Source organism: Acinetobacter sp. AS5 (assembly GCF_048957595.1).
Taxonomy (GTDB): Bacteria; Pseudomonadota; Gammaproteobacteria; order Pseudomonadales; family Moraxellaceae; genus Acinetobacter.
In genome coordinates, this window is record NZ_JARDAL010000002.1 from 57,397 (window position 1) to 74,943 (window position 17,547).

General features: G+C 42.2%; 19 protein-coding genes and 1 other RNA gene. 14 read left to right on the forward strand and 6 right to left on the reverse strand.

The window, feature by feature from the left end; all coding sequences use genetic code 11:
• Positions 1-11: 11 nt before the first annotated feature.
• The 5 genes from bamA to lpxA all read left to right on the forward strand — a co-directional run bounded on the left by bamA (position 12) and on the right by lpxA (position 5,450).
• Positions 12-2,522 carry an outer membrane protein assembly factor BamA gene (gene bamA, locus PV763_RS01310; RefSeq protein WP_004646719.1) on the forward strand — a complete coding sequence of 837 codons (2,511 nt, stop codon included), beginning with the start codon at positions 12-14 and terminating at the stop codon, positions 2,520-2,522.
• Positions 2,523-2,602: 80 nt separating this feature from the next.
• Complete coding sequence (locus PV763_RS01315; RefSeq protein ID WP_004646720.1) at positions 2,603-3,100, forward strand: OmpH family outer membrane protein; 498 nt, start codon at positions 2,603-2,605, stop codon at positions 3,098-3,100.
• Between the two features lie 3 nt (positions 3,101-3,103).
• Positions 3,104-4,174: a UDP-3-O-(3-hydroxymyristoyl)glucosamine N-acyltransferase gene (gene lpxD, locus PV763_RS01320; RefSeq protein WP_004646721.1), complete on the forward strand. Its 1,071-nt coding sequence runs from the start codon at positions 3,104-3,106 to the stop codon at positions 4,172-4,174.
• A 5-nt stretch (positions 4,175-4,179) separates the two neighbouring features.
• Positions 4,180-4,665: a 3-hydroxyacyl-ACP dehydratase FabZ gene (gene fabZ / locus PV763_RS01325; protein WP_026055766.1), complete on the forward strand. Its 486-nt coding sequence runs from the start codon at positions 4,180-4,182 to the stop codon at positions 4,663-4,665.
• Positions 4,662-5,450 (forward strand): acyl-ACP--UDP-N-acetylglucosamine O-acyltransferase, encoded by a 789-nt coding sequence (gene lpxA, locus PV763_RS01330; protein WP_004279876.1) that lies wholly within the window; start codon positions 4,662-4,664, stop codon positions 5,448-5,450. Before fabZ ends, lpxA begins: the two co-directional genes overlap by 4 nt.
• 60 nt (positions 5,451-5,510) lie before the next feature.
• Here lpxA and PV763_RS01335 read toward each other — a convergent pair whose 3' ends face one another.
• Positions 5,511-6,308: a YbgF trimerization domain-containing protein gene (locus tag PV763_RS01335; protein WP_004646724.1), complete on the reverse strand. Its 798-nt coding sequence runs from the start codon at positions 6,306-6,308 to the stop codon at positions 5,511-5,513.
• 294 nt (positions 6,309-6,602) lie between these two features.
• Between PV763_RS01335 and ffs the strand changes: the two genes are divergently transcribed.
• Positions 6,603-6,699: signal recognition particle sRNA small type (gene ffs, locus PV763_RS01340), an RNA gene on the forward strand.
• Positions 6,700-6,912: 213 nt separating this feature from the next.
• Here the strand turns inward: ffs and PV763_RS01345 are convergent.
• From PV763_RS01345 to PV763_RS01360, 4 genes are all read right to left on the reverse strand, one after another.
• A complete protein-coding gene (locus tag PV763_RS01345) occupies positions 6,913-7,530 on the reverse strand; it encodes a regulatory protein RecX (RefSeq protein ID WP_004646725.1) in 618 nt (205 codons plus the stop codon).
• Between the two features lie 91 nt (positions 7,531-7,621).
• Positions 7,622-8,665 carry a recombinase RecA gene (gene recA / locus PV763_RS01350; protein ID WP_004279873.1) on the reverse strand — a complete coding sequence of 348 codons (1,044 nt, stop codon included), beginning with the start codon at positions 8,663-8,665 and terminating at the stop codon, positions 7,622-7,624.
• Positions 8,666-8,810: 145 nt separating this feature from the next.
• Entirely contained in the window at positions 8,811-9,251 is a 441-nt protein-coding gene (locus PV763_RS01355) for an RNA-binding S4 domain-containing protein (protein ID WP_004646726.1), read from the reverse strand.
• Positions 9,244-9,930 carry an HAD-IA family hydrolase gene (locus PV763_RS01360; RefSeq protein WP_016806963.1) on the reverse strand — a complete coding sequence of 229 codons (687 nt, stop codon included), beginning with the start codon at positions 9,928-9,930 and terminating at the stop codon, positions 9,244-9,246. The genes PV763_RS01355 and PV763_RS01360 overlap by 8 nt, the downstream gene beginning before the upstream one ends.
• Before the next feature lie 13 nt (positions 9,931-9,943).
• Between PV763_RS01360 and PV763_RS01365 the strand changes: the two genes are divergently transcribed.
• From PV763_RS01365 to PV763_RS01375, 3 genes are all read left to right on the forward strand, one after another.
• On the forward strand, positions 9,944-10,795 hold the full coding sequence (locus PV763_RS01365) for a 3'(2'),5'-bisphosphate nucleotidase CysQ family protein (protein ID WP_004646729.1): 852 nt from the start codon (positions 9,944-9,946) through the stop codon (positions 10,793-10,795).
• Between the two features lie 63 nt (positions 10,796-10,858).
• The gene (locus PV763_RS01370) at positions 10,859-11,599 is read left to right on the forward strand and encodes a histidine phosphatase family protein (RefSeq protein WP_004646730.1); all 741 of its coding nucleotides are present in this window, start codon (positions 10,859-10,861) and stop codon (positions 11,597-11,599) included.
• Between the two features lie 238 nt (positions 11,600-11,837).
• Complete coding sequence (locus tag PV763_RS01375; RefSeq protein WP_004646731.1) at positions 11,838-11,963, forward strand: hypothetical protein; 126 nt, start codon at positions 11,838-11,840, stop codon at positions 11,961-11,963.
• Positions 11,964-12,124: 161 nt separating this feature from the next.
• On the opposite strand, the gene rpsT is transcribed toward PV763_RS01375, so the two are convergent.
• The gene (rpsT, locus tag PV763_RS01380; protein ID WP_004279868.1) at positions 12,125-12,394 is read right to left on the reverse strand and encodes a 30S ribosomal protein S20; all 270 of its coding nucleotides are present in this window, start codon (positions 12,392-12,394) and stop codon (positions 12,125-12,127) included.
• Positions 12,395-12,608: 214 nt separating this feature from the next.
• Here rpsT and PV763_RS01385 point away from each other — a divergent pair, with 214 nt between their 5' ends.
• From PV763_RS01385 to PV763_RS01405, 5 genes are all read left to right on the forward strand, one after another.
• Positions 12,609-13,274, forward strand: coding sequence for an NAD(P)H-binding protein (locus tag PV763_RS01385; RefSeq protein ID WP_004646732.1), 666 nt, complete (start codon positions 12,609-12,611; stop codon positions 13,272-13,274).
• A 12-nt stretch (positions 13,275-13,286) separates the two neighbouring features.
• Positions 13,287-13,796, forward strand: a complete 510-nt coding sequence (rraA, locus tag PV763_RS01390) for a ribonuclease E activity regulator RraA (RefSeq protein WP_004279866.1) — start codon at positions 13,287-13,289, stop codon at positions 13,794-13,796.
• Positions 13,797-13,913: 117 nt separating this feature from the next.
• Entirely contained in the window at positions 13,914-14,696 is a 783-nt protein-coding gene (locus tag PV763_RS01395) for a glutathione S-transferase N-terminal domain-containing protein (protein ID WP_004646733.1), read from the forward strand.
• Between the two features lie 222 nt (positions 14,697-14,918).
• A complete protein-coding gene (locus tag PV763_RS01400; RefSeq protein ID WP_004646734.1) occupies positions 14,919-15,602 on the forward strand; it encodes a response regulator in 684 nt (227 codons plus the stop codon).
• Complete coding sequence (locus PV763_RS01405) at positions 15,602-17,524, forward strand: sensor histidine kinase (RefSeq protein ID WP_004646735.1); 1,923 nt, start codon at positions 15,602-15,604, stop codon at positions 17,522-17,524. The genes PV763_RS01400 and PV763_RS01405 overlap by 1 nt, the downstream gene beginning before the upstream one ends.
• Positions 17,525-17,547 lie beyond the last annotated feature (23 nt).

The window sequence follows — 17,547 nt, forward strand, 5'->3', positions numbered from 1 at the left end:
AAAAGACTGGCATGCAGCACACACATTTATTTATGCCTCTGGCACTCGTTAGTGCAATGGCAGTAGCACAACAAGTATATGCAGCAGATGAATTCATTGTACAAGATATAAAATTTGATGGATTAGTACGTTTAACTCCTGACAATGTGTATGGCCTAGTGCCGATTAACAGTGGTGATCGGGTCAATGATCCAGTCATTGCCAATGCAATTCGTAGCATGTATGCATCAGGCCTGTTTGATGACATTAAAGCCGTTCAGCAGGGCAATACCTTGGTTTTCCAAGTTGTTGAACGCCCGGTCATTTCGAAAATCGAATTGAAAGGCAATAAGCTGATTCCTAAGGAAGCACTTGAAGAAGGCCTGAAAAAAATGGGTCTGGCTGAAGGCGAAGTGCTGAAAAAATCAGCACTGCAAACCATTGAAACTGAACTTGAACAGCAATACATGCAGCAAGGTCGTTATGATGCCGATATTACGGTCACCACGACGCCTCGACCAAATAACCGTGTTGAATTGCTGATTGATTTTATTGAAGGTAAAGCGGCTAAAGTTTTCGATATCAATATTATCGGGAATACCGTATTTAAAGAGTCTGATATCAAGCAGGCCTTTGCCGTAAAAGAAAGTGGCTGGAGTTCGGTCATTTCGCGTAATGACCGTTATGCACGTGAAAAGATGGCGGCGAGCCTAGAAGCTTTGCGTGCCATGTATCTGAATCGCGGTTATATCAATTTTAATATTACCAATTCCAGTCTGAACTTGAGTGAAGATAAAAAGAATGTTTTCATCGAAGTTTCTGTGGATGAAGGCGAACAATTTAAATTTGGTCAAACCAAATATTTAGGTGATGCACTTTATAAGACTGAAGAATTACAGGCTTTACAAATTTTCAAAGAAGGCGAAATTTATTCGCAGGAAAAAGTCAACGCGGTTAAGCAGTTATTGCAGCGTAAGTATGGTAATGCAGGTTATTACTATGCAGAAGTCAATATTGTTCCTCAAATTAACAACGAAACCAAACTGGTTGATCTAAATTATTATATTAATCCGGGTCAGCAAGTCACGGTGCGACGTATTAATTTCACTGGTAATACGAAAACTGCAGATGAAGTACTACGTCGTGAAATGCGCCAAATGGAAGGTGCACTTGCTAGTAATGAAAAGATTGACCTGTCTAAGGTCCGTCTGGAGCGTACCGGGTTCTTTAAAACTGTCGATATCAAACCTGCACGTATTCCGGGTGCACCAGATCAGGTGGACTTGAATGTTGCCGTTGAAGAGCAGCATTCAGGGACCAGTACTCTTGCAGTTGGTTTCTCACAAAGCGGTGGTGTAACTTTCCAGGCAGGTTTAAGTCAGACCAACTTCCTGGGTACAGGTAATAGTGTTTCAATCGATTTGTCGCGTTCTGAAACCCAAGATTATTATAACTTGAGCGTGATGGACCCGTACTTCACCATTGATGGTGTGCGTCGCGGCTATAACATGTATTACCGTAAAACCAAGCTGGATGATGATTATAACGTCAATAACTATGTGACAGACAGTTTCGGTGGTGGGATTAACTTTGGTTATCCAATTGATGAAAACCAGAGTGTTAGCCTAGGCCTGAACATTGATCAGACCGATGTGACCACTGGTCCATATGTGTCGACTTATGTTGCTGATTATTTGGAACGTAATGGCGGAAAAGAAACAAAAAGTGGTGAGTATTGTCCTCAAGCATTAGTTCCAATTAAAGATTCTGCTGGGAATGTTACTGGTTACCAGCCTTGCCCTAATCCAGTTCCATATGGTCAAGAATTCCAGGGTGATTTTTTGACTTATAACCTTAATTTAGGTTGGTCTTATAATACCTTAAATAGACCGATGTTCCCGACAACGGGTATGTCACATCGTGTCAATGCTGAAATTGCCTTGCCAGGTAGTGATGTCGAGTATCAAAAAGTCACTTATGACGCTCAGGCATTTTTCCCATTAGGCAAAGATTTTGTCCTGCGCGGTTATGGTAAGTTGGGTTATGGTAATGACTTGCCATTCTACAAGAATTTCTATGCAGGTGGTTTTGGTTCGGTTCGTGGTTATGAAAATAGTACATTAGGTCCTAAATATCCAGGTGTATATTTCTCTGATACAGGTCAAACGGATCCTTCTCCTGAGGAAGTAGGTGGTAATGCACTAATTCAATTTGGTACCGAATTAGTGCTTCCAGTACCATTTAAAGGGGATTGGGCACGTCAGGTTCGTCCAGTCATCTTTGCTGAAGGTGCACAAGTGTTTGATATCCAATGTGATGTATCAAATGAAAATATTTTCGTTAATGGCACTTCAGTAAATGGAAAGCAGTACTGTAAAGATAACTTCGGTTTCGATGCAGATAATATGCGCTATAGCGTGGGTGCAGGTTTCACCTGGATCACTATGATTGGACCATTATCACTTAGCTATGCTTATCCGTTGAATAAAAAAGACGGTGATGATACTAAAAACATCCAGTTCGAAATTGGACGTACTTTCTAAAATCGTTTTGACCTAGAAACTAAATTTTGCTCATAAAGCCTGCAGGTTTTGTGAGCAAATTTTTTTGAATGAGTAATAATATGAAAAAAATGATTATGGCAATGAGCCTGGCTTTGGCAAGTGTTGCTCCTTTGACTCAAGCGGCTAGTATGGGGGTAATTGACTTGGAGCGTGTGGTTGAAGGTAGTACTTATCTGAAACAACAAAACACGATATTCCAGCAAAAAATTCAGCCACAAACCACTAAGATTGAGCAACTCAGCAAAGAGCTGGAAACTTTGCAGCAACGTGCTCAATCCAATACCAAGCTCAGTGAGACTGAAAAACAGAAAATGTCTGTGCAATATCAGGCTAAGTTGCAAGAATTGAATCAGTTACAGCAATCTGTACAGACGAATGTCCAAAGCTCGATTCAGCAGATCCGAATTGTATTTGATGCACGGGTAAAGCAAATTGCTGAACAATTGCGTAGAGAAAACAACCTGGATGTGGTTTTAAATAAAAATTCAGCGCTTGCTTATGATGCTAAATATGATTTAACTGATAAAATGATTCAAAAGGTTAATGCAATTAAATAATCAATGAATCATCAACAGCTTCAGTTAGCTGATCTCGCTCGCCTGGTTCAGGGCGAGTGCATAGGTCAGACAGATTTACGTTTGAGCGCTTTGGCCAGTCTTGAACAGGCAACTTCACACGATCTGGCATTTGTGAATGCCGATAAATATGTAGAGCAGGCCAATCAAAGTCAGGCAGGTGCTTTAATTGTCACGGCTGAACTAAAACAACAGATAACTTCACATCAAAACTTTATTGTTGTGGCAAATCCCTATCTGGCTTTTGCGATTCTGACGCATGTCTTTGAGAAAAAACATCGCCAGCGTGGCATTGAGAGTACTGCTCAAATTCACCCGTCGGCAGTGATTGCGGACGATGCTTATATTGGTCATTACGTGGTGATTGGTGAGCATTGTGTCGTGGGTGCGAATACGATTGTTCAGGCGCATGTGCAGATCGATGATGATGTCGAGATCGGTCAGGACTGTTTTATTGACTCACATGTGACCCTCACCGGCGCAGCAAAAATTGGTAATCGGGTGCGCATTCATGCCAATAGCGTGATTGGTAGCGAAGGGTTTGGTTTTGCACCTTATCAGGGTAAATGGCACCGTATTGCGCAATTAGGTTCTGTATGCATTGAGGATGATGTGCGTATTGGGTCAAATTGTAGCGTAGACCGTGGTGCACTGGATGATACGATTTTGCAACAGGGTGTGATCATTGATAATCTTGTGCAAATCGCACATAACGTTAAAATTGGTGCACATACCGCGATTGCTGCAAAAACTGCCGTTGCAGGAAGTGTTTCAATTGGCAAAAACTGTATCATTGGTGGTGCCTCTGCGATTTCTGGACACTTGAATATTGCTGATAATGTGACGTTGACCGGAATGTCAATGGTGACAAATAATATTTCTGAAGCTGGAAAATATTCATCCGGGATTGGTCTGTTTGAAAATCAGAAATGGAAACGTACCGTGGTTCGCCTCAGACAATTAGCAGATGTGCCATTGACCCAGGTGATCAAACGACTAGATCATATGCAATCTCAGATTGAGTCCATTGAATCAACATTTAAGTTGCGTAAATAATTATGATGACAGAGTCGAATTTGCCTACATTCACGAAGCCTGAATTGCCAATGAATATTCAAAAGATTCGTGAATATTTGCCCCATCGCTATCCATTTTTATTGGTTGATCGCGTCGTCGAAATTACCGATAATGGCATTGTTGGTTATAAAAACGTCTCAATTAATGAAGAGTTTTTACAAGGCCATTTTCCGAATTATCCAATTATGCCAGGTGTACTGATTGTTGAGGCACTGGCACAAATCTCTGGAATTCTGGGTTTTGTGATGAATAACGAAGTACCAAGTGAAGGTTCTTTGTTCCTGTTTGCCGGTGCGGAAAAAGTTAGATTTAAAAAACAGGTGGTTGCAGGTGACCAATTGGTTTTAAAATCTGAATTAGTGATGCAAAAGCGGGGCATTTACAAATATAATTGTATTGCCACTGTAGATGGCGTCGTCGCAACAACCGCGGAAATTATGGTTTCGCATCAAAAAGTCGAGCAGGCATGAGCAATAATCCCCTTATTCATCCAACTGCCATTATTGACCCGTCAGCAGTCATTGCTGCTGATGTAGAAATTGGCCCATATTGTATTATCGGGCCAAATGTCACTATTGGTGCGGGTAGCAAACTTCATTCACACGTGGTGGTGGGTGGCTATACGCGTATAGGTGAATATAATGAAATTTTCCAGTTCGCCAGTGTAGGCGAGGTGTGTCAGGATCTTAAGTATGCTGGTGAAGAAACCTGGCTTGAGATTGGCGATCACAACAAGATTCGTGAGCATTGCAGTCTGCATCGTGGTACGGTTCAGGACCAGAGCCTGACCAAGATCGGTAGTCATAACCTGCTCATGGTCAATACTCATATTGCACATGACTGTATGGTTGGAGATTATAATATCTTTGCCAATAACGTCGGTGTGGCTGGACATGTCCATGTCGGGGACTACGTCGTCATTGGCGGAAACTCGGGCATTCATCAGTTCTGTAAGATTGATTCTTATAGCATGATTGGTGGTGCATCACTGATTTTGAAAGATGTGCCGGCTTATGTGATGGTTTCAGGTAATCCTGCGCATGCATTTGCCATGAATATTGAAGGCATGCGTCGTAAAGGCTGGTCGAAGACCGTAATCAGCGGTTTACGTGATGCCTTTAAACTGATTTATAAATCAGGTTTAACGACTCAGGAAGCAATCGAGCAGATCCGTACAGGAATTTTGCCGGAAGTGGCTGAAGTACAACGTCTAATTGACTCTCTTGAACAGTCGAAGCGCGGCATTGTGCGCTAAATGTTTGAGGTAATAAAAAAGACACCTGAAGGTGTCTTTTTTATTTTGGGAATTTCTATTTTACTTAAGAAATTTAATTTCCTCAGCTTTCGGATAATTCTTCAATAGCTTTGTTTTGTATTGCGATGCAAGCGTAGTATTCTTTTCAACATCTTTGCTGATGTTATAAAGCTGATACAGGGCAGTGGAGGCTTTTGCAGAATTTGGGTAACGGTCAACGACAATCAGATAATTACGTTTCGCTTCAGTAAATTTTGGCGGGTCAATCGCCAGATTGAATTCCGCTAACCAGAAATAGGCATTGCTGATATAAACGCTATTCGGATTGTTTTTAATAAAGTTTTGCATCGGTGCAATGGCTTTGGCTGCACCGCCATTTTTATAAGCATCTAAAGCCACGGTATAAGCTGCCTTTTCTAGCTCAGCAGGTTGCTTTCCGCTGCTTGCTGTATTGACCTTATTTGTGTTTAGGCTGGGTGCAGTATCCTGTGGGTTTTCCTCCGTTGGATTGTCTTCAGCAGGTTCAATTTTTTGCTGCAATAGTTCGAGACGCTGATCGAGATCGGCATAACGATTGGTCAGTTCATTTTTGAGCCGTTCAATCTCATTTTCCTGTTCTTCCATTTTACCGCGCAAAATCCGCAAGTCATTTTCGAGCTGCTGGTTCTTTTGCATGATTTGCCAGCTGGTATTGGTTTGAACTGCTGGAGTTGCACCAGCCGCAATTGCCGCTGGGGTATTTACTGCGGTTTGATTCGTAGCTTGGCTCAAGCCGCGCGATTCAATCGGAATATTGGCAAATAGAGGCGTGGTAAAGAGTGCTGTCACTGCACACAATACGGTCTTTTTAAACATCATAAAATTTCCATAATTCTTTGTGAGATGCGGATCCGCTGCTCATCTTTTCAAAGTAGATCATTCATATACATTGCACACATTAAAAACGGCATTTTTAGAAAATGCAACAAGGTTTTACAAAGATCATGTGAATCTGAGTGTTGATGGATTGATTGTGAAGATCCCTTAAAAATCAGCAGAAATATCAATATTGTTTTTAAAATAATCAAACGGATAGCTTAAGGGATTATTTTGCGGAACAAGGCTTGCAACTTGATTAAAAATCTCTATACTCTGTTTTTGTAATGGTAGCCCTGCTGGTTACTTCGCAATTGTACTCTATGAACCCCGCCAGGACCGGAAGGTAGCAACGGTAATAGAACTATGATGTGCCGGAGCTTTGCTGGTAGGGTTGCCACCATATTCTTATTATAATAACAATGCGAATTCGCAGTTTTCTATTCTCAAATATCATTTTTTTTCAATATCGTCAAACAGCATTATCTTATTGTTTTAATGATTAAATCATCATTATCTTTTGCCGTGCTTTATTTTATTTTCCAACTAATATTAGATTAAATATCCAATCCTTTTAATTCATTAAGACTTTCAAAGAATATAAGACTTAGTCTTCTGCTTTACGGTTAATGGCCTTGATAATCGCATCCATTTCAAAACCACGATACATTAAAAAACGGATCTGTTTGGCTTTGAGCTTGGGGTCTTTAGGAACTTCGGTGCCATATTTTTTGACTTTTAGTTCATAGGCTTGTTGAACCCAGTCGGTTTCTTTGAGTTCTTCTGAAATCAGAGCAGTATCAATCTTTTTGCTCTTGAGTTTCATTTTAATTTGATTGGGACCTTTGCCTTTACGCTTTTGACTCGACAACATGGTTTCCGCCACACGCTGATCACTTTGATAGTTCTCACGGGACAGTTCTTCAACCAGGTTAATAACTTCATCACGATGCTCTGCATAGAGGGCTAGTTTCTCTATCAGTTCGGCTTTGGAATATTCCTTGCGCGTCAGTACGGCAAAGGCATAAGAACGTAAGCGTGAGCCTGTCAGTCCCGGTTTCTTCTCATCCTGAGTTGGGGTAGAGGAAAACAAACGTTCTTCAGGATCAAATTCAGGAGCGTCTTGGATCGCACTTTTTGCAGGTTGAGCTTGATCTTCAGTATCACCAAATTGCTGTTTTAAAGTTTCATAATCGAGCAGTTTGCTGAATTTCGCGTCTGACATGATTCTCTCGGATTTTAGATTCCCTATATAATAACAAAACGCCCCGGAGGGCGCTGTGTATTGACGTTTAAAGATGATGCATCTAATAAGATCATGCATCTAAAAAGTCAGGTTCTTCCTTGCTATCGTCTTCTTCAACAACCACTGCTTTAGTCAGAAGCTGGTCACGAATCAGTTTTTCAATCGTCTGAGCCATTTCTTTATGCTCTTCCAGATAACGGATGGTGTTGTTCTTACCCTGGCCAATTTTGTCGCCTTGATAAGAATACCACGCACCAGCTTTCTGCACGATTTCTTGCTGTACAGCAAGGTCGATCAATTCACCTAGATGGTTAACACCTTTGCCATAAAGAATCTGGAATAAAGCTTCTTTAAACGGAGGCGCCATTTTGTTTTTCACGACTTTGACTTTGGTTTCAGAACCAACAATCTCGTCACCTTCTTTCACTTGGCCGATACGACGGATGTCCAAGCGAACAGAGGCATAGAATTTCAGTGCGTTACCACCAGTTGTGGTTTCAGGGCTACCAAACATGACACCAATCTTCATACGAATCTGGTTAATGAAGATCACCATACAGTTGGAACGCTTGGCATTACCAGTAATTTTACGCAGTGCCTGGCTCATTAAACGGGCTTGCAGACCCATATGCGAGTCACCCATTTCGCCTTCAATTTCAGCGCGCGGAGTCAATGCAGCAACAGAGTCGACAACGATCATGTCGATCGCGCCAGAGCGTACCAGCATGTCTGCGATTTCAAGTGCCTGTTCACCGTGATCCGGTTGCGATACCAGCAGGTTGTCAATATCTACGCCCAGTTTGCGCGCATATTGAGGATCAAGTGCATGTTCCGCATCGATGAATGCACACGTACCGCCTGCTTTCTGACACTCTGCAATTGCTTGCAGGGTCATTGTGGTTTTACCTGAAGATTCAGGACCATAGATCTCGACGATACGACCTTTAGGTAAACCACCAATACCGAGTGCAATATCCAGCGTTAAAGAGCCTGTAGACACAGCTTCAACTGCCTGAACGGTATTGTCACCAAGACGCATAACTGTATTTTTACCAAACTGTTTTTCAATCTGGCTTAAGGCAGCGTTGAGCGCCTTGTTTTTATTCTCATCCATCTTACAACCTCAATACGATGTCACTAAGTTAGTACTCAAGTGGATGTCTTAAATTAGAGCTTTGTTCCACAGGTGTATAGTGACAGAATTTTCCCTAGTGTTCTATAAAAGTCAGCGCATGTACGACATATTCTGACGCTTAAATTTAATCGTCATTATAGGACCATGACTGATCGAAATTCTGACTATTTTCATTTTTAAATCTACTGATATCACGACGATCCTTCTTGCTTGGACGATGGTCGGGACGAGCTAGATTATGCAACTTTCTTTGTGATGTAATCAATTCCCGGCGTGCAATACTGACTTCGGTTTCTTCATACAGTTTTTGTGCCACGGGTGCAGGTCCACGAACATCAGAAAGTTCCTTAACCAGCACGGTTTTTTTGTCGATGCCTTGCTGAATCGTCAGTTCCATACCAACACGGACTTCGCGCGATACCTTGACACGTTCACCATTGTGATGGACTTTGCCACCTTCAATCGCATGTTTGGCAATCGAGCGGGTTTTAAAAAACCGTGCTGCCCACAGCCATTTGTCTATACGCATGCCTACCGCATCTTCGGGTAAAGACGATTTACGCATATTTTTTTTCTACCTCAGCCTGATTTAAATGAGTGATTAAATCTGTTAATTGGTGCAGCATCGGGTAATTACAAGTCTGACGTGCTACTTTGGCTGAAGAGGGCTGCTGGATGCTGAACAGGTTCTGAATGCCATAGGCTTGAGCCCCATTCAGGACTTTTTCAGTATCATCAATAAAATAAGCATGTGCAGGGTCAAATGGATGCAACGCATTCAGGCCTTGCCAGAACTCGATAAATTCTTTGGCATGTCCGATCGTTTCTGAACTGACAATCACATCGAAATAATCTCTTAAATTCAAATGATCCAGTTTAAATGCTAGACCCGCACAGTCAGCATTGGTGGCCAGCCAGATGGGATAGCCATTATTTTTAAGATAATCGAGCAATTCGAGACAATGCGGGCGTAAGGCCACTTTATCTTTATGTTCAATTTGCATCGCCAGAACATCGACTTCGACTTTAGCCGTCCAGAAGCGTGAAGAGTACCAGTTTAAGGTATGATTATGTTCCTGATAGAATGCATAGAGTGTCGCCTGGCTGTGTTCCAGGCTACAGCCATGTGTGGCAGCATAACGCACAGGCAATAACTCGTTCCAGATGAAATCATCGTAGGCAAGATCAAGTAAAGTGCCATCCATATCGAAAATTATGGTAGGTTTTTCAGAGCATTTTGACATATTTAGGTTTTCTATGTTTAAAGCAACAGCAGCACCACAAGATCCAATGATTTTGCAGTTTGTGCCCATTTTGACACAAGCCTGTGAAATTTTGCGAGAAGAATATCAGCGTTATTGTTCTGGTGCAGCTTTTGATGTCATCAAAAAAAATGATAATTCTCCGGTGACTCAGGCAGATTTTCGGGTTAATACTTATCTGACCCAAGCTTTGGCAGAGATTTCCAGCTTGCCTTTACTGTCTGAAGAAGGACAGGAACATGAACGCCGCTCATGGTCAGAATTCTGGTTACTGGATCCGTTAGATGGCACTAAAGAGTTTTTGCACCAGCGCCCCGAATTTACCATTAATTTGAGTCTGGTCAGAGGCAGTTTGACCACTTTTGCCATATTGGCGGTTCCAGAGCAGCAACTGATTTATTTCTGTCCTGAGCAGGGCTTGCCTTATAAATATGATATTCAAACTAGAACATGGTTTGCTTATGCAATGTCTTCGACATCTAAAATGATTGCTGTAGGGTTGAGCCAAAGTAGCCAGCAGAAACCGAAATATCTCGAATATTTACAAAGTTTGGCCAAGCTCACGGACTACACTGAATTTAAAGCGGGCAGCGCTTATAAATTTTGCATGATGCTGGAAGATCAGGTGGATATCTATCCACGTTTTCATCCGACCTCGGAATGGGATACCAGCGCTGGTCAATGTATGCTCGAACGGATTGGGGGTGGCTTGGTCGATTTAGAAGGTCGCCCATTTATTTATAATCATCGGGATACTTTGCTGAATGGCGGATTCATTGCTTATAAGAATAATGATATGAAAATTATTGCATTGCAGGCGGTTTCTGACATGCAGGCCGAGCATTGAGCAAAATTCTGAGCGTGTTATAGTGGTGCTTAACCTATTACCAAATCCAGAGTTGGCTGTAACGTGTCCCTGAAACTGCTTCCACCGAGTATGTTGAGTGCAATTGATTTATTGCCCGATGTACAGACGCCTGTCACCTTATTTACACGGCATTCGATTCGTGAAGAGGTTCCGGGTCAAGGTTTGGCAGGCTATGATCTGCAACTGACCAATCAGGGGCGGGATCTGGCGCAGGAATGGGGTGCTTATCTGGCTGATCAAACTGATCGTGTGATTCATCACTGTATTTCAAGTCCGATCCAGCGGTGTATTGATACCGCTGCATTGATGATTGAAGGGGCAGATGCGGTTACCCCTGAGCAGAATACCCATCGTATTGAAATTATTGAACAGGGACTTCTGATGGAGCCTGGCAGCTTTGTGCTGGATATTCAAAAAGCTGGGCCTTATTTTGCCAAGCAGGGTGCACTCGGTTTTATTAACAGTTTTGTCAATAATGCCTTGCCTGGGATGAAACAGCCGATTCATGGCGTGGTGGATGTACTGGAACTGATTTACAACACCCATCCACAAAATAAATATGGGCTGAGTTTGGCTGTCAGCCACGATACTATTCTCGCAGCGATGATTGCAGTGATGTCAGGGCGTCAAGACGTCAGTCGGGAAGACTGGCCAAAAATGATGGAAGGTCTGTTTGTCTGGTTTGAAGGTGATGTGTTTTTGGAGTCCAAACTGAAATGGATCTGGCGCGGTCAGGTACATGAACTGGATATTGCTGATTTTAAACGTTCCCAACTTTCTTAAATTAAATTGATCTATTCAAAACTCAATTGTTCACAGCAATTGAGTTTTTTATTGGGGAGTTAGAAATTATAAAGATGGTGGGGCGTTTCATATTGATCATTCAATAAAGTTCAGGCTAAAACGATAAAAATAAATTTTAAACTGCACCTTTTACATTTATAGGGTGAAAATTCAATAATGTAAGTATAAAAATTATCTATGCTTAATAAATATAGAAATATTCATCTTGAGGAAAATTATGAAAGTTATCACAATTTTTAGCCTGATCGCGATTTTGGGTTTAACCGCATGTCAAAAGCGGGACACTGACAATACGAAACAGGATAAAACCACTTCGCCATCCTCTATGGATAAAGATCAATAATCTAAAAGAGAGGGAGATTCAGGTTTTTATCTCACAGTATCGCATTGACTGGATGAGTGCTGTCTAAACAAATTATTTTTCTGAATGAGTCATTATATTTTTTAGTTTCTTCAAATTCCAGACACAAAAAAAGCCCTAAAAAGGGCTTTTTTCATTTGCGATTAGTTAGAAGCTAGTGCTTTAACTTGCGCGTTCAAGCGGCTCTTATGACGAGCTGCTTTGTTTTTATGGATGATGCCTTTGTCAGCCATACGGTCGATTACTGGAACAAGCGATTTGTACGCTTCAGTAGCAACTGCATAGTCATTAGTGCTGATAGCAGCTAATGTACGTTTAAGATAGGTACGAACCATAGAACGCAAGCTTGCGTTGTGTTTGCGTGCTTTAACGTTTTGACGAGCACGTTTTTTAGCTTGAGCAGAGTTTGCCACTCGTGCACTCCTTGAAATAGATTGGTCTGGGCGGGCTGAAACTCAACTGAAAACCAACATCAGAGGAATTATCACCAGCCCGTAAACAAGTGCCATATTTTGATTAAACTAAGCACCGAAGTCAAGTCTTGACATGCTTTGACAACATTTTAGATGCAGAAAAATTCTAAAGAAAACGTTAGATTAGTATTCCACCCAGGAGATCGTATAAAAAATGACTAAATCACTGACTCATCCCATCGTGATAGGTGCCACTGGCTTGGTGGGAAAACAACTGATAAAACGTTTGCAAGATGAGCCGACTTGCCAGCAGATTACTGCAGTGGTCAGAAAACATCAAAATGATCTGGATGCTTTGGATAAAGTTCAACAACTGGTACTGGAAGATTTCCTGATGTTGAATGATCAGGATGTCAGCAAGCATAGCCATGGTTTTAGCTGCCTGGGCAGCACCATGAAAAAAGCCGGATCCAAACAGGCATTTTATAGTATTGACTATACCATAAATGCTCACTTTGCAGAGCTGTTACAGCAAACCTCAGCCCATTATCTTTTGCTAAGCGCAATGGGTGCCGATTCCCAATCGCATTTTTACTATAATCGGGTCAAAGGTGAACTGGAAGAATATATACAAACATTGTCCTTGGACAGAATCAGTTTGATTCGACCTTCATTGCTCATTGGTGAACGTCCAGAGCAGCGTTTTTTGGAAGATATCGCGCAGCAGGTTTACCACAAAGTATCGCGTTTTATTCCGGATAGTTTTGCGTATAAGCCAGTGACAGCCGAGCAGGTGGCTCATACTATGGTCGAGGCCGCGCTAACTCAGACGGTAAAATTTGAAATTTATGATAATTTACGCATACAAAAAATGAAATGAGGGGAAAACACCGTGTCTACAGCAGCATTTGTTACCTGTGACTTGTTAGATGATCATCCAGAATTAGAGCTTCAGGTGGTGACACCTTGCCTGGACGGTAAATTTTTTAAGAGTTATGGGGCGCGCAAAACCTTTGGCGGTCAGATTGTGACAGTAAAATGTTTTGAAGATAACTCGCGGGTGAAAGAGTTGTTGGCCACAGATGGAACAGGCAAGGTCCTGGTCGTAGATGGCGGTGCATCCATGCGCTGTGCCTTGATGGGTGACCTGATTGCAGAATCAGCGGTAAAAAATCACTGGAATGGCGTAATTATTTATGGTTGCGTTCGTGATGTCGATGCGATTGCTGAACTTGATCTTGGTGTGCATGCATTGGCGGCTATTCCGCAAAAGAGCAACCGCAAGGGTGTGGGTGAAGTTGATATCTCTCTCTGTTTTGGTGGTGTCACGTTTAATGCAGGCGAGTATGTCTATGCAGACAATAATGGTATTGTGGTGTCTAAAACAGCATTAGTGGCTTAATCGGCCGGAATCTGCATTTCTGCATGAAAGAATAACAACAAAACTTATCTGTACCCTGAAAGACAGGATGCCTAGATTCTGTCTTTCATTCATATAAAACAAAAATAGGAAAATACTATGTTGAGTCATCAAATTAAAGTTGTACAAGCTTTGGCCTCTTCAATCGCTGAAGGTGGACGTGGGATGGTGGGTACACCGTTTCCAAATCAGCCTGAAAAAGCCTTGAAGCTCTATGAATACGAGGGTTCACCATTTTGTCGTCGGGTGCGTGAAGTCATGACCTTGCTAAATCTGGATTATGAAGTTTATCCATGTCCACGAGGGGGTACTCATTTCCGTCCTGAGGTGCAGCAATTGGGTGGAAAACTGCAATTTCCTTTTTTAGTTGATGAAAATACCGGTGATCGACTCTATGAGTCTCAGGATATTATCGATCATCTGTTCAAGCATTATGGCAAAACCGGCAAAACTCCCAAGAAATATGCTCACTATCCTAAAATTCCAGTGGCTGCAATTGCGGGAACCGTCCTCAATGGTTTACGCGGCGGAATGGTGAATCCCAAGATTAAGGATCGGCCAACACCTGAACTGTTATTAGAATTATGGGGCTTTGAGGCCAGTCCTTATACCCGAATTGTACGCGCCGTTTTGAGTGAACTGGAAGTGCCGTTTGTTTTTCATAATGTCGCTAAAGAGCGCTGGCAAGATTATGGACCGGCCAAATTGCGTTTAAAACCGGGAAAATATGAACCACTACCAGGCGGTAAGCGTGAACATTTGTTTGAAATGATGGGAAATAATATTCAGCTTCCCTATCTGGTCGATCCAAATACAGATACCAAAATGTTTGAATCGGCTGAGATTGTGAAATATTTAAAACAGCAATACGGTACTGCTTAAAGTAGACAGCTCGTATAACTTCAAAAGATTTTCTATCTTGAACTGCCATCTGCTAAACAGATGGCATTTTTTATGTCTATGATATGGAAAACGGGCGTAAGCGTTTCTCGCTGCTTAAAACTTCAGATAATAAAAAATAAATAAATCATGATTTTTAGTGTGATTTTGTTTATATTTTAATCTTAAAGGGGATATATAAAAATAAATATAAGGGGCGTGCTTATGACAGCATCGGAGGCAGTCTTGCCAGTACCAGTATTAATCGTTGAAGATGAATATGTCATCCAGCGCCGTTTAAAAATCATATTAAGCAATCTAGGTTATCAGGATGACGTTCTGTTATTTGCCAATACGGTGAAAGAAGCATATGCCGTTTTGCAGCAACAGCCGATTGCACTGGCCTTAGTAGATTTGGGTTTACCAGATGGAAGTGGGATTTCAATTATTGAAAAAATCCGCGAACAGGACGCACAAGCGTTGATTCTGGTGGTGTCTGCCTGGAGTACCCAAGATAGCCTGTTTAGGGCAATTCAGGCCGGTGCGACCGGTTATGTGCTGAAAGAACGGGATGATGTTGAAGTCGCCTTGGCTATTCGCAGTATTTTGCGTGGCGGTGCACCGATTGATCCCTTTGTTGCCCGTGAAATTTTAAAACAGATTTCTATTCCCACCATTTCAGGAACAGTAGAACAGAACAGGCCAGCTGCGGATCAGGAAACGCTCACACAGCGGGAGCAGGAAATCCTGTCCTTGGTTGCGCAAGGTCTGAGTAATCGTGAAATTGCCGAGCAGCTCTGTGTATCACGCTATACCGTCGAAAGTCATATCAAGCATATTTACCGCAAACTCTCGGTCAGTAAACGTACCAAGGCGGTCAGTACCGCACGGCATCTGGGAATTCTGTAATGTCATCTGCCTGTTCCAGAAGCAGCAAACGGCAGCGACTGAAATGGATCGGTGTTTTTGTCCTGTGCAGCTGGCTTTGCTTGTTCTGTAGTATCAGTCAGGCACAAAACCATTTTCAGATTAATGATCTTTGTCAGGTGAAGATCGAATATATTCAGAAGGTTCAGGCTCAGGGTCCTACCGAGATGCCGACATCGGGCTGGCAAAGCGTACGTTTGCCGGATAACTGGCAGAATAACTGGAAGAATTATCATGGGGGTGCCTGGTACAAGATTGTCTGGCGTTGGTCATGTCAGGACAATATTCGTCTTGCAGAACCGGTTGCCTTTTCTATTGATTATATTAATTCGGCAGGTGCCGTGTTCCTGAATGGTGACTTGCTTTGGTCTGACCGGAACTTGCAAGAGCCCTTGTCGAAAAGCTGGAATATGCCGCGTTACTGGGTTTTCCCGATTAGCGGTTTGCGTAAAGACAGTAATGAAATCCTGATTTATGTAAATGGCTACAGTTTCCAAAGCGCGGGCCTGGGCAATATTCAGTTTAATAATGTGTTGGTGAATAGCCAGCAGTATTTGGAAAAAATCTGGGATCGCCGTACCGTATTCCAGATCAATATGATTTTCTCTGCCACGATTGGGCTGATCTGTTTCATTATCTGGTTATTCCGGCGTTCAGAAACCACTTTTGGCTGGCTGGCACTCAGTTCACTGTTGTGGATTCTGTTTATTTCCAATGTCTTGACTACAGAAAATTTTCCATTTCACTCCACGATTTCGGCAGCTAAAGCCAATATGCTTTTTTTTATTGCCTATATCCATTGTTTTTGTCTGTATCTGATCCGCTTTGTAAAACAGAAATTTAAGCAGTTGGAGCGAGGATTTATTCTGGTCAGCGTTCTGTCCAGCTTACTGGTTATGATCAGTTCCTTGGATTATCTGGAGCAGGTACTGGGCGGAGTGTTTATCATCTATGTATTGCTCTTTATTAGTTGTACTGTATATGTCAGCTATCAGGCCATCAAAACCCGAAATGGAGAATATCTTTTCCTGACGCTGTGTCTCTGGGGGATTTTGCTGTGTGTAGTCATCGACCTGATCATGTTGAACCAAACCCAGGTCAATGAATTTTCACCTTTATCCCCCTATACCTCACCGATTATTACCCTGTTTGTCGTGCTGATTATGGGCACACGCTTGAATCGTAATGTCAGGAAAATCGAAAAATTTAATACCCAGTTAGAACGTAAAGTTCAGCAGGTCAGTGCCGACCTGAATAAAAGCCTGAGCGATAAACATCAACTGGAGCTGACGAATGTTCGTCTGCAAGAACGGATTAATCTGTCACATGAACTGCATGACGGGTTGGGAGGGTCTATTGTCCGTTCCATGATTCTGGTGGATCAAAGTAGCGAAACAGTTTCTAAACAGCAGTTTCTTTCCATGCTGAAACTGCTCAGAGATGATCTCAGACAAATCATTGACAGTGGTTCATCTATTGAAAATAAAGTCCCACAAACGCCGGTACTCTGGATCGCACCGGTACGTTATCGTTTTACCCAGCTGATGGAAGAAATGGGGATTGTAGTTGAATGGTCATTTCCAAAAGTCTGGCAGCGTGAACCGACGGCATTACAGTGTTTGACCTTGATCCGAGTAGTCGAAGAAAGTCTGACCAATATCATTAAGCATAGTCAGGCCAGTCAGGTAAAAGTCAGTCTGGAATATTCCCAGCCACATCAGCTTACTTTAAGCATTCAGGATAATGGCATCGGTTTCGATGCTGACATGGTGCAAAAAAATGGCCTGAGTATTGGAATGCGCAGCATGAAAATGCGGGTTGAGCGCATGGGAGGATTGTTCCAGATTGAATCTGAACAAGGAGATACGCTGATTCGTGTTGTATTAGAGCTGTATCAGCCTTAAGTAACTAGAATTTTAGTAGAAAA

Excerpts from the sequence above, each read along its gene's own strand:
- recA (WP_004279873.1), bottom strand. The coding sequence starts at position 8,665 with ATGGATGAGAATAAAAACAAGGCGCTCAACGCTGCCTTAAGCCAGATT.
- PV763_RS01355 (WP_004646726.1), bottom strand. The coding sequence starts at position 9,251 with ATGCGTAAATCGTCTTTACCCGAAGATGCGGTAGGCATGCGTATAGAC.
- PV763_RS01315 (WP_004646720.1), top strand. The coding sequence starts at position 2,603 with ATGAAAAAAATGATTATGGCAATGAGCCTGGCTTTGGCAAGTGTTGCT.
- PV763_RS01400 (WP_004646734.1), top strand. The coding sequence starts at position 14,919 with ATGACAGCATCGGAGGCAGTCTTGCCAGTACCAGTATTAATCGTTGAA.
- PV763_RS01335 (WP_004646724.1), bottom strand. The coding sequence starts at position 6,308 with ATGATGTTTAAAAAGACCGTATTGTGTGCAGTGACAGCACTCTTTACC.
- PV763_RS01360 (WP_016806963.1), bottom strand. The coding sequence starts at position 9,930 with ATGTCAAAATGCTCTGAAAAACCTACCATAATTTTCGATATGGATGGC.
- PV763_RS01345 (WP_004646725.1), bottom strand. The coding sequence starts at position 7,530 with ATGTCAGACGCGAAATTCAGCAAACTGCTCGATTATGAAACTTTAAAA.
- lpxA (WP_004279876.1), top strand. The coding sequence starts at position 4,662 with ATGAGCAATAATCCCCTTATTCATCCAACTGCCATTATTGACCCGTCA.
- bamA (WP_004646719.1), top strand. The coding sequence starts at position 12 with ATGCAGCACACACATTTATTTATGCCTCTGGCACTCGTTAGTGCAATG.
- PV763_RS01375 (WP_004646731.1), top strand. The coding sequence starts at position 11,838 with ATGAAAGTTATCACAATTTTTAGCCTGATCGCGATTTTGGGTTTAACC.
- PV763_RS01395 (WP_004646733.1), top strand. The coding sequence starts at position 13,914 with ATGTTGAGTCATCAAATTAAAGTTGTACAAGCTTTGGCCTCTTCAATC.
- PV763_RS01365 (WP_004646729.1), top strand. The coding sequence starts at position 9,944 with ATGTTTAAAGCAACAGCAGCACCACAAGATCCAATGATTTTGCAGTTT.
- PV763_RS01385 (WP_004646732.1), top strand. The coding sequence starts at position 12,609 with ATGACTAAATCACTGACTCATCCCATCGTGATAGGTGCCACTGGCTTG.
- lpxD (WP_004646721.1), top strand. The coding sequence starts at position 3,104 with ATGAATCATCAACAGCTTCAGTTAGCTGATCTCGCTCGCCTGGTTCAG.
- fabZ (WP_026055766.1), top strand. The coding sequence starts at position 4,180 with ATGACAGAGTCGAATTTGCCTACATTCACGAAGCCTGAATTGCCAATG.
- PV763_RS01405 (WP_004646735.1), top strand. The coding sequence starts at position 15,602 with ATGTCATCTGCCTGTTCCAGAAGCAGCAAACGGCAGCGACTGAAATGG.